At 60.8% G+C, this 12,065-nt stretch carries 13 protein-coding genes and 1 pseudogene; 8 read left to right on the forward strand and 6 right to left on the reverse strand.

Translation table 11 applies throughout. From position 1 onward, the window contains the following. Positions 1–416: 416 nt before the first annotated feature. Both E5J99_RS20035 and E5J99_RS21500 read right to left on the reverse strand, forming a co-directional pair. Positions 417–1,211 carry an energy transducer TonB gene (locus tag E5J99_RS20035; protein WP_135499592.1) on the reverse strand — a complete coding sequence of 265 codons (795 nt, stop codon included), beginning with the start codon at positions 1,209–1,211 and terminating at the stop codon, positions 417–419. After that, positions 1,181–1,342 (reverse strand): hypothetical protein, encoded by a 162-nt coding sequence (locus tag E5J99_RS21500; protein WP_167852260.1) that lies wholly within the window; start codon positions 1,340–1,342, stop codon positions 1,181–1,183. The genes E5J99_RS20035 and E5J99_RS21500 overlap by 31 nt, the downstream gene beginning before the upstream one ends. 379 nt (positions 1,343–1,721) lie before the next feature. On the opposite strand from E5J99_RS21500, the gene E5J99_RS20040 reads away from it, so the two are divergent. Both E5J99_RS20040 and E5J99_RS20045 read left to right on the forward strand, forming a co-directional pair. Further along, entirely contained in the window at positions 1,722–2,036 is a 315-nt protein-coding gene (locus E5J99_RS20040) for a transposase (RefSeq protein ID WP_135499593.1), read from the forward strand. Beyond that, on the forward strand, positions 2,033–2,833 hold the full coding sequence (locus E5J99_RS20045) for an IS3 family transposase (RefSeq protein ID WP_135499594.1): 801 nt from the start codon (positions 2,033–2,035) through the stop codon (positions 2,831–2,833). The genes E5J99_RS20040 and E5J99_RS20045 overlap by 4 nt, the downstream gene beginning before the upstream one ends. Positions 2,834–3,054: 221 nt before the next feature. Here E5J99_RS20045 and E5J99_RS20050 read toward each other — a convergent pair whose 3' ends face one another. After that, positions 3,055–3,966 (reverse strand): alpha/beta fold hydrolase, encoded by a 912-nt coding sequence (locus E5J99_RS20050; RefSeq protein ID WP_135499595.1) that lies wholly within the window; start codon positions 3,964–3,966, stop codon positions 3,055–3,057. A gap of 344 nt (positions 3,967–4,310) precedes the next feature. Here E5J99_RS20050 and E5J99_RS20055 point away from each other — a divergent pair, with 344 nt between their 5' ends. The 4 genes from E5J99_RS20055 to E5J99_RS20070 all read left to right on the forward strand — a co-directional run bounded on the left by E5J99_RS20055 (position 4,311) and on the right by E5J99_RS20070 (position 7,747). Further along, complete coding sequence (locus E5J99_RS20055; RefSeq protein ID WP_135499596.1) at positions 4,311–4,595, forward strand: hypothetical protein; 285 nt, start codon at positions 4,311–4,313, stop codon at positions 4,593–4,595. Between the two features lie 335 nt (positions 4,596–4,930). Beyond that, entirely contained in the window at positions 4,931–5,332 is a 402-nt protein-coding gene (locus E5J99_RS20060) for a nuclear transport factor 2 family protein (RefSeq protein WP_135499597.1), read from the forward strand. 222 nt (positions 5,333–5,554) lie between these two features. Then, positions 5,555–5,836: a hypothetical protein gene (locus tag E5J99_RS20065; protein WP_135499598.1), complete on the forward strand. Its 282-nt coding sequence runs from the start codon at positions 5,555–5,557 to the stop codon at positions 5,834–5,836. Between the two features lie 252 nt (positions 5,837–6,088). Further along, positions 6,089–7,747 carry an MFS transporter gene (locus E5J99_RS20070; RefSeq protein ID WP_135499599.1) on the forward strand — a complete coding sequence of 553 codons (1,659 nt, stop codon included), beginning with the start codon at positions 6,089–6,091 and terminating at the stop codon, positions 7,745–7,747. 487 nt (positions 7,748–8,234) lie between these two features. Here the strand turns inward: E5J99_RS20070 and E5J99_RS20075 are convergent, their stop codons facing one another. Next, positions 8,235–9,521: a TPM domain-containing protein gene (locus E5J99_RS20075; RefSeq protein ID WP_135499600.1), complete on the reverse strand. Its 1,287-nt coding sequence runs from the start codon at positions 9,519–9,521 to the stop codon at positions 8,235–8,237. 188 nt (positions 9,522–9,709) lie between these two features. On the opposite strand from E5J99_RS20075, the gene E5J99_RS20080 reads away from it, so the two are divergent. Then, complete coding sequence (locus E5J99_RS20080) at positions 9,710–10,111, forward strand: nuclear transport factor 2 family protein (protein WP_135499601.1); 402 nt, start codon at positions 9,710–9,712, stop codon at positions 10,109–10,111. A 439-nt stretch (positions 10,112–10,550) separates the two neighbouring features. Next, a complete protein-coding gene (locus tag E5J99_RS20085) occupies positions 10,551–10,967 on the forward strand; it encodes a hypothetical protein (RefSeq protein ID WP_135499602.1) in 417 nt (138 codons plus the stop codon). 315 nt (positions 10,968–11,282) lie between these two features. Here E5J99_RS20085 and E5J99_RS20090 read toward each other — a convergent pair whose 3' ends face one another. Together E5J99_RS20090 and E5J99_RS20095 are read right to left on the reverse strand one after the other, a co-directional pair. Further along, entirely contained in the window at positions 11,283–11,699 is a 417-nt protein-coding gene (locus E5J99_RS20090) for a hypothetical protein (protein ID WP_135499603.1), read from the reverse strand. Positions 11,700–11,946: 247 nt separating this feature from the next. Next, positions 11,947–12,065, reverse strand: a pseudogene (locus E5J99_RS20095) (IS5/IS1182 family transposase); the annotation flags it as partial.

Genomic DNA, 12,065 nt, shown 5'->3' on the forward strand with positions numbered 1-12,065 from the left:
GCCGTCATGCTGAGCTTGTCGAAGCATCTCTACCGCGGTGGTAAGTAGCATTGCGGTAGAGATGCTTCGACAAGCTCAGCATGACAGCCAAATTTTAGCATCGGGTCCTAATTCAGGAACAAGTCTAGTCGCTAAAATCCAATAGAACGTCATGTCGACCAATGGGAGACATCTCGCGTGCCGTAGTAATCAAATTACCCTTGCACGCGAGATGCCTCCCGCTGGTCGACCTGACGTTCTATTGGATTCCTGAACAGCTTCATAGAGACTCTTGTAATATAAAAAGCTGCGGTGAGGCAGGCGCAAGTGGGGTGAGGAAGATAATTCAAGGCCAGACGGGAGTTCCACACCGACCGTTAGAGTCGGTGTGGAACTCCCGTCTACGAAATACCGTGCGTCCTCTGAAACCAAGCGCTTCAGAAGCTCACGCTGACTTCTACCACTTGGTCGGCGCGGCGGCCGTTGGCGGCACCGGGCTGCCAGGCCAGGCCTTCGCACAGCAGCCGGATGGCTTCCGAGTCGTAGTCCTGGCGCATGCCACGCACGATCCGGAAGTTCTCGAGCTTGCCCGTGGCCATCACCGTGAAGCGTACCCGCACGCTGCCCGAGAGCTCCCGGGCCGGCGGCTCCGGCACGAATAGCGCTTCACGCCGCAGATACTCGCGCAACACAATATAACCGCCCACCGGCAGCGGACTCACAACCGGGGCGGGTGGCAGGGTTGCTCTGCGCGCCGTGCGCTCCTCGATGGCCAGCTGTTGGTTGGTAGCGGCCACGGCGGCCCCGTTCGGTAGCGTGTCGGTTGCTACGGCCGCCGTTACGGCTGAACTGGTCGGAGCTGTTGCCTGGGTGGCGGGAGTGGTGCTGAGCGCAGCTGGCGCGTCCAGGGCCGCGTCGGCCAGTACTGGTGCTGCCGTTGCGGGTGGCCGGGCGGCGGCCAGCCGTGGCTGTGGCCGCTGCCTGACGCGAGTGGTGCGCCGGGGCTCAACGGCGCGGCGGGCCGCTACCAGGCCGGGCGCTGCTGCCGGAGCCGGGGCAATGGTCACTATCGGTTCGGCGGCGGGAGCGGAAGTTTCAGTAGGCGCGGGCGGGTGAACGGGAGCCCGCGTGGCGACGGTTGCCGCTGGTGCGGAGATGGTGCGGGCGGGGTTCAGCCTCTGGTTCCACCACGCTACGCCGCTCACCAGCAGCAAGGCCAGTACGGCGGCCACGGCGCGCCAGGCGGTGCGGGTACGATGACCTGGTCAATAATTTTGCCCTTGAGCAGAATACCCTGCGCGGCACTGACGGTGGATGCCAGAATAAAGCCTAGCAAGAACAGCCCATTCATGAGATGTTTCATATATGGAATAATTGACAGCTAGAAAGGAATAACAGTGCGTAGTAAAGATATGATCTCCATACCGGTGGCGGGGCAGCAGGGGTTGGTAGAACCCGACCCGCTTCTCACAAAAGGCTGCGGTGTGGGCTTGCCTTACGGCTGACTACGCTGCCACAAACCAGCTAAAAAACCGCGAACGGTGGTGCGTTCTTCAAGTTCAACCATAAGTACGATGCCGGTCCAGACGTGAAGAAATGTTGCTGTGGTCGTGGTTATGAGTCCGTACTTAGGATGTATCCACTTCACGAGCTGCGGATCGGCGCTTCGAACCACTACAAAGCAGCCACTATGAGGTGGTCTAGTTAACCGGGACAGAATTGGGAGGTATATTTCCTTTACCATGCCCCAGCATCCAACCGACAAAATCGACAAGCGGGTCAAGTACGACGCCGCCTTCCGCGCCGAGGCCTTGCGCCTAGCCAGTCAAAGCCGCTCGGCATCCGCCGCCGCCCGCGCCCTGAACATCCGCGTCAAGTTGATCTACGACTGGCAGAAAGCGGTGCAAACCCCGGCCGCCGCCGCCGCGGGAGCGAATCTGGAGCCGGCCACAGCCGCCGAATTGCGCCAGTTGCGGGCCGATAACCGGCGGCAGGCGCAGGAGTTGGCCAGTTTAAAAAAAGCCATTGCCATCTTTTCGCCCCCGCTGCCGCCATGAGCCGCTACCGTTTTATCGCCGCCGAGCAGGTCCAGCATCCGGTGCGCCAACTTTGCCAGGGGTTGGGCGTGCCCGCCAGCGGCTATTACGCTTGGCGGGCCCATGAGCAGCGGGCCGTGGGGCCGGCAACACCGGCCTGGGAAACAGCCTTAGGGAAGGTCTTTGGGCACCACAAACGCCGCTACGGGACGCGTCGGCGGCAGGTAGCCCTACGCCAGAACGGGCACCGGGTGGGCCGCCAGCGCCTGCGTACGGCCATGCGCCGCCGGGGCTTGCGCGCGCTGCAGTCCAAGGCCTACACCCCGCGCACCACCGACTCGACGCACGGCTTGCGTTGCGCCCCGAACCGATTGCTCGGCCAGCCCGCGCCCACGCAGGCCAACCGCGTGTGGGTATCGGATAGCACCTATTTGCCGCTCGCCGACGGCCACTGGTCCTATTTGTGTGCCTTGCAGGACGTGGCCAGCCAGCACGTCGTGGGCTGGCACGTCATGGCTACCATGCCCGAGGAGCTCGTTACGACGGCCTTGCAACGGGGCTTTTTGGCCCAGCCGCCCACCCCCGACCTGCTCGTGCACTCCGACCGGGGCGGCCAGTACTGCGCCAAGGCCTACCGCGCCCTGCTGACGCGACACGGTGCAGTCCGCTCCCAGAGCCGCCGGGGCGAGTGCTATGACAATGCCCAGGCCGAAAGGCTGTGGTCGTGCCTCAAAACGGAGGTGCTCGAACTGCGCGAGTGGCCTGTATCTGCCGACCTCTCGGACGCGCAGACCAGCATCGCCGAGTATGTTGACTAGTGTAATCACGAGCGGCTGCACTCGGCCATCGGTTATCAGATGCCCTATTACGCTCACCAACACCTTCTTCCAACTACCGCCCTAAACTGTTCAGCCTAACCGGACCACCTCAATAGTACCCGATAGAGCAGCTTGGCCAGTATCCGGCGTAAAAACGCCGCTGTCTGCCGGTTGGTGGCTTGTGGCTGCAGTTTAACAAAGGTCTAGACTGGCGCTGCGGGCTATTTTCTTCGGGCGCTAACCAGCCACGCCACGCCGGCTACTACCGCCAGGGCGGCTGCTATGAGCACCTTGTTCGACACGCCGGACCTGGCCGTAACCTCGGAACTTGCGCCCGGCAGCTGCTCCCGGCCGGTAACCTGCAGGATGAGGCGAACAGTTGACTGCGGGGCATCCCACTGCGGAAAATGACCACAGGCGTCGAACCAGTGCAGATGCGCACCAGGAAAAAGCGCCACCGCCCGGGGAGCCTGGCGGGGCAGGCACACCCGGTCCTGGCGGCCCCAGGCAATGACCAGCGGCTCGGTGATGGAGCCGGCCGGCGCGCCCTGCTGCCGTTCCCCGTAGGCCAGAGTGTAGAGCAGTTCGTCGAAGGAAGGCGCGGCGGCAAAGCTGCGCAGCTCATCCAGGGCTACCTGAGGGGCAATGCGCCATGGGCGGGCCGAAAATTGAGCGAAGAGCAGGGTGCGGCTAACCGGACTGCGGGTCAGGGTGGGCAAGGCGGGCTGCAAGGCTCGAATCAGTCGGATGGAGCCCGCCACGCTGGCGTAGAAGAACGGTATTTCCCAGCCCCGCCAGAAGCCGCCCGGATCCAGGGAAACCACCGCCCCGACGACCCCGCCGCGCCGGGCCAGCTCCAGCACCAGCCGGGCCCCCATCGAGCTGCCCACCGCGTCGATGCCCAGCAGATCGTGCTGGCGCAGGAAAGAAGTCACCGCATCGGCCAGCGTACGAATGGAAACGTCGCCGCTCAACGGAGGCGTGTTGCCAAAGCCCGGCAAGTCAACGGCAATGACATCCCGCTCGGCGGCCAGGGTCTCAAAAATAGGGCTCCAGGAACGCCAGCTACCGCCTAGCCCATGAAGCAATAATAGCGGCCTGCCAGTGCCGCGCCGGATGTAGTGCATGTTCATGAGCAGAGGAGAGAAAGAGGGAGAATAAAGAGCCGGCCGGACCCCAAACAGCGGCAACTTCCTTAAGGCTTCCTCGACATACGCGCTTCGTGTGGGCCCAGCACTAAGCGGACCGAAAAAGGTGTAAATAAAAATATATACTTCCGATTGTTGTCAAAGTCTGGGTGTTTATATACTTCGAAAAGATCAATTTGTGTTTAATTGCGAAATAAAATATTTAACAAAACGAATTAGGATATTTTACCCCTAAAATCTTAATTTAGGGTAGTCAAAGGTCCTCGTAATAGGACTTAGGCTCTGTATTGGGATGGAAGAATGAAATCCTCAACATTTTAATCCTGGCTATGTACAAAAAACTACTCATCCTCTTGTGCGCGTTGCTCATGCTCCTGGAGCCGCTGTCGACGCAGGCAACTTCTTCGGCCAGCGTGGCCGACCGAGCCGCTGTAACGGAAACCGCCGCAATGCCCCGGCCCAACTACAAAGCGTACCGGGGCAATAGCCGGCACCGGGCCAAAAAGCTGGGCGTGTTCCGGCGCTGGTCGTTGCGCCGCAAGGCCCTGCGCAAGCGCAAGCACCGCGCCGCGCAGCCTACCATCAGAGTAGATCGGCCCACCCGGAACAGATAAGCAGCGACCCACCGCAGACAGCATCTCTAACGAGTGCTTTCTGTAGACTCAGGCAGTAGAAAAGCGCTGGAATAACTTACACGCGAATCAAGTAGCGTCCGTGAGTTGTTCCAGCGCTTTTGCGTGCCCGGGCTTGGGCCTGCCGCTGGTAGCTGCCCCGTAGTGCGCGGGCCGTGGCCCACGAGGTTGGGTGGCCATCCACCCCCAGAGCTATTGCCCCTTCTGGGGCAGCAGCAAGGGCCGGCGCAACGGCACCGATACCCTGCGCGGGAGTGGCCCCAAACGCTGTTCTTGTTCTATCTTGGGGTTCCACTCTACCTCTTTTCCCCACTCCTATGTCTGAGCAGCTACAAGCCGTCACAAAATTTTTGAGCCTGAGCGAGTCGTTGGAAACAGATCCGGCGGCGTATGCGCAAGTGCTCCACCCCGATGTGGAGCAGATTGAGTATCCCAACCTGTTGAACAGAACCTTACAGCGGCGCTCGTTCCAAGATATCCTTGATAACATCCGGGCGGGGCGGGAGCTGTTGGTGGAGCCGCACGTTGAGCTGCATCGGTCGCAGGTATGTGCCGACGGGAGCGTTATGGTAGAGGCGCACTGGCGGGCTACGATTACCAGTGATATTGGGCCGCTGGTGCGCGGGCAGCTGCTGGCGGCGCAGTTCTGCATGATCTTCGAATTGAAAGACGGTAAGATCATTCAACAGCGCACCTACAACTGCTTCGACTCCTTCTAAAAAAAGCGCCGGTGTGGGTATTACAGACTGCGGCCCACGAATTATTCCGGTAAAGTGAATCCAGCCTGAACTTTTCTGCGTTTGATGAAAATACCATTTCCATACTGGTATAGTATTCGCTAGTAGGACTGGCAGGATTCGCCCGGCAAGCTAACTGAACAGGATAATGCTACAGTTCAGGTTGTATGCGCGAAGAACACACCTCACTTTTTCGTCTTCGCTATGTACAAACTCCTGCTCTCGCTGCTGCTCGTCATCCTGACGCTGGCCGACCCCGGTCCCGCTTTTGCCGAACCTGAAATCAGTAGCGCTGCCACCACGGAAGCCAGCGTAGAGGCTGGCTCGGTGCCGCGCCCCAACTACAAGCGCTACAAAGGCCGCAAAAAACACCGGAAGCCCGGCTTTTTCCGGCGCTGGGCGGCCCGTCGCAAGGCGAAGCGGAAGATGAAAGCCGCGCCGCGCAAAGGCGTTATTACCGTAGATCCGCCCACGCGCAACAAATAAAGACCCGCATCCATCGTCTTCGGGTGAGCCTGTTTTCAGCCGCATTTTCCTTCGCCGGAAAGTGCGGCTGAACTGTTTTTGGTGGGCGGGATACTCGGTACAGCACGTGGCCGCCACCCCGCCAGATCGGTTGGCCCGCAAGCAGTGGCAAGAATGCCACACGGCTATACCTCACGGCCGCAAGTAGCTTGCCCAGGCTAGTTGCCGGGCTTATTGGTTGTATAGCCCGGCACCTCTACCTTTATACTGCTAATGCCTACCTCTACTCTCCTTGCCGCCCCGGATGCAAAAAACACGCTCTGGACACCCTTCACTTACACCTTGTTTCGAGCTATTTGGCTGGCTTCGGTGGTATCCAACATAGGAACCTGGATGCAGACCGTGGCCGGGGTGTGGCTGGTCACGACGCTGACCACCTCGGCCTTGCTGGTCGCCCTGATGCAAACGGCGACCAGCATGCCCGCCTTTTTGTTGAGCATGCCCGCCGGCGCCATGGCCGACCTGATTGACCGGCGCAAGCTGTTGCTCTTCACTCAGGGGTTTATGGCTGTCGTCGCCTTTTTGCTGGGTGTCCTTACGCTGGTGGGCGAGGTATCGGCCCTGGGCGTGCTGGCTTTTACGTTTTTACTGGGGCTGGGCGTAGCCGTAAACGCGCCGGTGTGGCAAACCGTGACCACGGAGCTGGTGCCTCGCCCGGTGCTGCCCTTTGCCATCACCCTCAATGGAGTCAGCAACAATATTGCTCGTGCTATCGGGCCCGCCGTGGGCGGAGTTATCATTGCCTATTATTCCTCGGGCTGGGTATTCCTGCTCAATGGAGTATCCTTCCTCGGGACTTTCGCGGTGGTGTATTCCTGGAAACGAAGCGAGGAAGCCACTACTGGTCCGGCCGAAAACTTCACGGGCGCGCTACGGGCCGGCATGCGGTATGTGCGCTATTCACCGGCCATCTACGCGGTGCTGTTTCGCACGTTTGCCTTCGCCTTCGGGGCTAGTGCCATGTGGGGCCTGCTGTCGGTGGTTATTGCCCGCAAGCTGCACCTGAGTTCGGGCGCCTACGGTAGTATGCTCTCGTGGCTGGGTGCGGGGGCCATTACCGGGGCCCTGCTGATGGGCCGCGCCGGCAAATGGCTGAACTTCAACCAGCGGGTGCTGCTGGGGAGTCTGGTTTATGTAGGCACCAATCTGTGCCTGGCGCTGGTGACGAATGTGTACTGGCTGTATCCGGTGATGTTTGTTTCGGGTATAGCGTGGCTCATGGTCATGACCAGCTTCAGCACCACCATTCAGCTGCACGTGCCCAAATGGGTGCAGGCTCGGGTCGTGAGCATCTATATGCTCGTGTTTCAGGCCGGGATTTCGCTGGGCAGCATCACCTGGGGCGAGCTGGCCGACCATGCCAGCCTGGAGGTAGCCTTGCTGGTCACGGCCGGCTGGATGCTGGCCAGTATGCTGCTGGCGCTGCCGTTTCCGATGCGCTCGGCGGAGGGCCTCGACCTGGCCCCGGCCGGTCATTGGCCCGATCCGGAAGTGCAAGGCAGCATCGATCCGGACGACGGCCCGGTGGTAGTGATGATAGAATACACCGTAGCCGTGCCCGACTTGGCCGCTTTCCGGCAGGCCGCTGCCCGCCTGACGCGGCTCCGGCTCCGGGATGGGTCGCTACGGGCCGGCGTCTATAGCGACGTAGCCGATGTTACGCGCATTACGGAGTTCTTCTACGTGGCTACCTGGGGCGAGCACCAGCGGCAGCACTACCGTTTCACGCGCGAAGACCAGGTGATAGAAGCGCAAGTACGCCAGTTTCATACGGGGCAGATACCCCCACGCGTCACCCATTTTCTGTCGTTCCCCAAAACGCCCAATATAGAGGTGGCTCTGCCTTTCGAAACGATGGAGGGCCAGCAGTAGAAGCGGATTCAGGTTCTTAGAAGCTGTTTGAGTTGTTGAAAACGGTCATGCTGAGCGCAGTCGAAGCATCTCTACCGCTTCGTTGAACGACTCCTGCGAAGCGGTAGAGATGCTTCGACTGCGCTCAGCATGACCGGTCCGGAAATTTTTCACTAACTCAAACAGCTTCTCATACAAGGCTGCAACAGGCCTCCTTGCTCTGGCGTCCGCTTGTCGAAGTACTGCTACCGCCACCCTAGCTTCGAGTACCACTCCGGCAAGGGATACTTCGGCTGCGCGTTGCTGCGCCCCGCAGGATAATGCTGCTGTATGCGAGATACTTCGGCCGGCCGGGCGTCAGAGTAAACAGAACCTGCCGTTTGGCAACCTCAGCCCGCGCCATGCTCCGGAAGTAGCCGTCAGGCCTGGTATATCTCCCAAACCCACGTCAAACAGAACAGCCGCCCCGGTGCGGAACGGCTGTTCTGTTTGACACGGGCGGCGGGCTTTACCACGAGCCGCTGTTGTTGTTGCTGTCGTCAAAGTCACCGCCTCCGGAGTCGCCCGAGGAAGGATCATCATAGGAGGACGAATTGTCGTCGGGGGTGAAGTAATCGGGGGCAGCAGCTTCTTCCGTGAAGTAATCAGGAGCCGGACTGTTGTCGGCAGGGGCGGAGTCGTCGAGGGCGGGGAAGCCGCCGCCCGTGGCGGCCCCGGCCGCAGCATCCTGGTTGGGAGAGGCAGCAGGATTGTCCGGCGAGAGCTGGCCGCCCTGATGCGAATCGTTACCACCCGTCGCCATGCGGTTGCCCAGGTAGGCACCGGCCGCCGCCGCCGCCCCGGTCATCAGGATGCCGCCCATGCCGCTGCCCATGCCGCCACCGCCCCGATTGCCCAGGAAATCGGGCCCTTGCGGCTGCGGCTGCCCACCTACCGGCGCGGGGCCCCGGCGGGGCTGGTTTGGCAGGAAATCGGGAGCTGGATTCGAAGGTGCTACCGTGGGGGCAGCGGCCGGGGCTGGGCGGCTGAACCGGCGGAACAGCTTCAGCAACAGCCACAAAGCCCCGCCAATTACCAAAGCCCCTACCAACAGCGCCCCTATTCCTAGCCCGAAGCCCGAAGATTCCGGCTCGGCAGGCGAGGCCGACATCGGCATCGTAGGGGCCGCTGCGGCGGCTGGTTCGGGGAGGGCGGTGGCCGTCTGCTCCTGCTCCTGCTCCTGCTGCGGCATAGCCCCGGCAGCTTCAGCTTCGGCTGCATCTGTAGTGGTGGCCGGTAGGTTCTTCTGAGGGTTCGAAGCAGGGTTGGCGGCCAGCATCAGCGTGTTGAGGCCTTCGCGCAGGCCCGCGTAGTACTTGCCCTGCTTGAAGCTCGGAGCCAGCTGCTGCGTGATAACACGGGCGGTCAGCTCGGGCGTAATGGCGCTGCGCAAGCCGGAGCCGGCCTGAATCGTCATGGTGCGCTCCTGAGCCCCTACCAGCAGAATCAGGCCGTTGTTTTTGTCGCGCTGGCCTACGTTCCAGGCCTCGCCTAGCGCCCGGCCGTAGTCGGCCACGTCGCGCCCGCCCAGGGTGGGCACCAGCACCACTACCAGCTGCGTGCCGGTAGTCTCGGCGTAGCGGCGCAGACCGTTTTCCAGGGTTTTGGCGTCGGCCGTGCTCAGCAGCTGCGCCTGGTCGTTTACGAAGCGGAACGGGGAGGGCCGGGGCGGTAGCTCTTCGGCGGGGGCTGCTGCGAGCGGCTGGCCCCAGCCGGCCGACACGAACAGGAGCAACAACAACAGGAAGCGGGACATAGTGCGGAAGGTAAAAAGTGAGAAAGTAGCTGGTGTAGCCTGCCTTCTACGGTTTCGGGAGCTGCTGTGGCCGTGTTGCTTACCCTGCTTTCTCTTTTCAAGGCCTTACACAAAGTCCGCCGGCCTGTGCGCAATGTTGCGGTCTTGCTCTATCTTGACGCTTTACTTCACCCGTCCTGCCCTGTCCTATGCACGAGCATCTCGCTGTCATCCATACCTATATCCAGCTCAGTGAGGCCCTGGCCACGGACCCGGCCGCCTACGCGGCGGTGCTGCACCCCGAGGTAATCCAGACCGAATACCCCAATATTCTCTACAAAACCCTCCAGCAGCGTACTTTCTCCGACATCATCGACAACCTGCGCATTGGCCGCGAGCTGCTGCACGATCCGCAGTTTGCGGTGCACAGCACCCGGGTCTGTGCCGATGGCAGCATCCTGATAGAGGGGCGCTGGGAGGCCACCATCACCAGTGAGATTGGCCCCCTCGTGCGCGGGCAGCGCCTGGCGGCCCAGCTCTGCCTGATCTTTGAGCTCAAAGACGGCAAGATATTCCGGCAGCGCCGGTATCCCTGCTTCGACGCGTTCTAACGCCGAGTACGCACCTGCGCCGTCGGGGCTGGCCTGGCGGGGCGCGTTTTGCTACTTCCAGCGTCCTGGCTAGGTGTCGGAGCCGGCAGAATCGTTTCGACTTTTGCAGACAACCTCACGCACCCATGGCTCTTCAGATTATTCGGGGGAAACCATAACAGGATATAGAGGGTTTTATATATTATACTTGTTCCTGAATTAGAAGTGACATAAAAAAGGACGTCATGCTGAGCCTGTCGAAGCATCTCTCCCGCTTCGTTCGCATGGTTGAGAGTACTGTTGCGGGAGAGATGCTTCGACAGGCTCAGCATGACGTCCTTTTTTCGTTTCGCTTTATTCAGGAACAAGTCTATTGACAAGAACAACTGCTACCCCGCTGCCGCTGCCAGTTGCCCGAAGCAGCCCGACCCGAATTGCCCGCTCCCAATCTCCGCTCCCGATGGCCCTTATTCCCGTATTCCAGTCCGAGATTGTTGAGGCCAGCTACGATGAGCACTACGGCTGGTTGTATCTGGACTGGAAGGGCGTGCAACACCTGACTGCCGTGCAGCAGGCGTGCCGGCAGCTCACGGACTACCTCGAAGCCACGGGCTGCGCCAAGGTCCTCAACGACAACACCAACGTGACCCAGACCAGCTGGGAACTGGTGGCCTGGGTGGCCGACAGCTACCTGCCCCTGACGACCCTGCTGGGCCTGGAGTACGTGGCCTGGGTAGTCAGTCCGCAGCTCGACTGCCGCAGCAACATCGATACCCTGGCGCGGGCCATCCGCCAGAAGCCCCAGGTGGCGATGTTCGACACCCTGGCCGAAGCCTGCACCTGGCTGAGCAGCGTGCAGGTGCACGCGAAGCTGTAGCCCCACCCGATTCTTTCTGGTTGATTGCGCTACCAAGCCGCGCGAACAGCACGCAGAGAAAAAAACCGTCCTGCTCCGACTGCGCGGACGCCAGAGCAGGCGTGCTGTCCGAAGAAAGCATTATATACACCTGAGAAGCTGTTTGAGTTAGAGTTGAAACGATGTAGAGACGCATACTTACGTCTCATCGGCCACGCCGGCACAACGATTTTCGTTCAACGACAAGACGCAAGTATGCTACACCGGTTTGACGGCTCTTACGCTAACTCAAACAGCTTCTAAGCGCTACTAGCCGCAGGCCCTGGCGCAAAGCAGCTACAGTCGGTTGGTTCTCCGGTACACCCCCGGCGCGGTGACGAACACGAACAGCCCAAACAGCGCTTGCTCCAGCAGCGTCACGGGCACCAGGTGCGCCACGGGCGGCCCGAAGTACCCCGCCAGATATACATAGGTGTTGACACTGATATCGGAGGCCATGATGACCACCGCCAACCCAATACCCACCCGTGGCCGCCACCACACCAGCACCGCCGCCAGCGGATCGAGCACGGTGAGAGCATCCCAGTAGATGCCGATAGCCACGGGCACCGGGGCGGCCAGCCAGCCCAGCCGCAGCAAGCCCGCGGCATGCGTGTAGGTCCCGATCAGAAAGCAGCCGGAGTAGATGGTCAGCACCACCCGAACCGGCCAGGTATACAGTCGGCTGGGCGGAGGCGTGGGGAGCAGGGGCATAGCAGTAGGAGTAGGCAGTACCGGCAAGATCAGGATTCTAGAGGTAGAGCTACGTCCTCACACCGTGCCGGCCCGGAGAGTAGACTTGTTCCCAACTACAGAAAAAGTGGTTCTGGCCGTCATGCTGAGCTTGTCGAAGCATCTCTACCGCAACGGTAATCAGGTTACTTTGGCGGTAGAGATGCTTCGACAAGCTCAGCATGACACAAAGGGCTTTTCTATCAATCTCCAAGTGCCTTCTAAGAGCCTATCCAAATAGGCAGTTATACCAGGTGATTCGAGCGCAAGCAAAATGGAGCATGGCCAGATAGTTTTCGGGTTTTTTGGCCCAACGAATCAGCAGGTGGCGGAAGCGGTTGAGCCAGG

Source organism: Hymenobacter elongatus, assembly GCF_004745955.1.
In the GTDB taxonomy this organism is placed as follows: Bacteria; Bacteroidota; Bacteroidia; order Cytophagales; family Hymenobacteraceae; genus Hymenobacter; species Hymenobacter elongatus.

Coding starts and splice junctions, on each gene's coding strand:
- E5J99_RS20085 (WP_135499602.1), top strand. CDS start 10,551: ATGGCCCTTATTCCCGTATTCCAGTCCGAGATTGTTGAGGCCAGCTAC.
- E5J99_RS20060 (WP_135499597.1), top strand. CDS start 4,931: ATGTCTGAGCAGCTACAAGCCGTCACAAAATTTTTGAGCCTGAGCGAG.
- E5J99_RS20090 (WP_135499603.1), bottom strand. CDS start 11,699: ATGCCCCTGCTCCCCACGCCTCCGCCCAGCCGACTGTATACCTGGCCG.
- E5J99_RS20040 (WP_135499593.1), top strand. CDS start 1,722: ATGCCCCAGCATCCAACCGACAAAATCGACAAGCGGGTCAAGTACGAC.
- E5J99_RS20050 (WP_135499595.1), bottom strand. CDS start 3,966: ATGAACATGCACTACATCCGGCGCGGCACTGGCAGGCCGCTATTATTG.
- E5J99_RS20075 (WP_135499600.1), bottom strand. CDS start 9,521: ATGTCCCGCTTCCTGTTGTTGTTGCTCCTGTTCGTGTCGGCCGGCTGG.
- E5J99_RS20070 (WP_135499599.1), top strand. CDS start 6,089: ATGCCTACCTCTACTCTCCTTGCCGCCCCGGATGCAAAAAACACGCTC.
- E5J99_RS20065 (WP_135499598.1), top strand. CDS start 5,555: ATGTACAAACTCCTGCTCTCGCTGCTGCTCGTCATCCTGACGCTGGCC.
- E5J99_RS20080 (WP_135499601.1), top strand. CDS start 9,710: ATGCACGAGCATCTCGCTGTCATCCATACCTATATCCAGCTCAGTGAG.
- E5J99_RS20055 (WP_135499596.1), top strand. CDS start 4,311: ATGTACAAAAAACTACTCATCCTCTTGTGCGCGTTGCTCATGCTCCTG.
- E5J99_RS21500 (WP_167852260.1), bottom strand. CDS start 1,342: ATGAAACATCTCATGAATGGGCTGTTCTTGCTAGGCTTTATTCTGGCA.
- E5J99_RS20045 (WP_135499594.1), top strand. CDS start 2,033: ATGAGCCGCTACCGTTTTATCGCCGCCGAGCAGGTCCAGCATCCGGTG.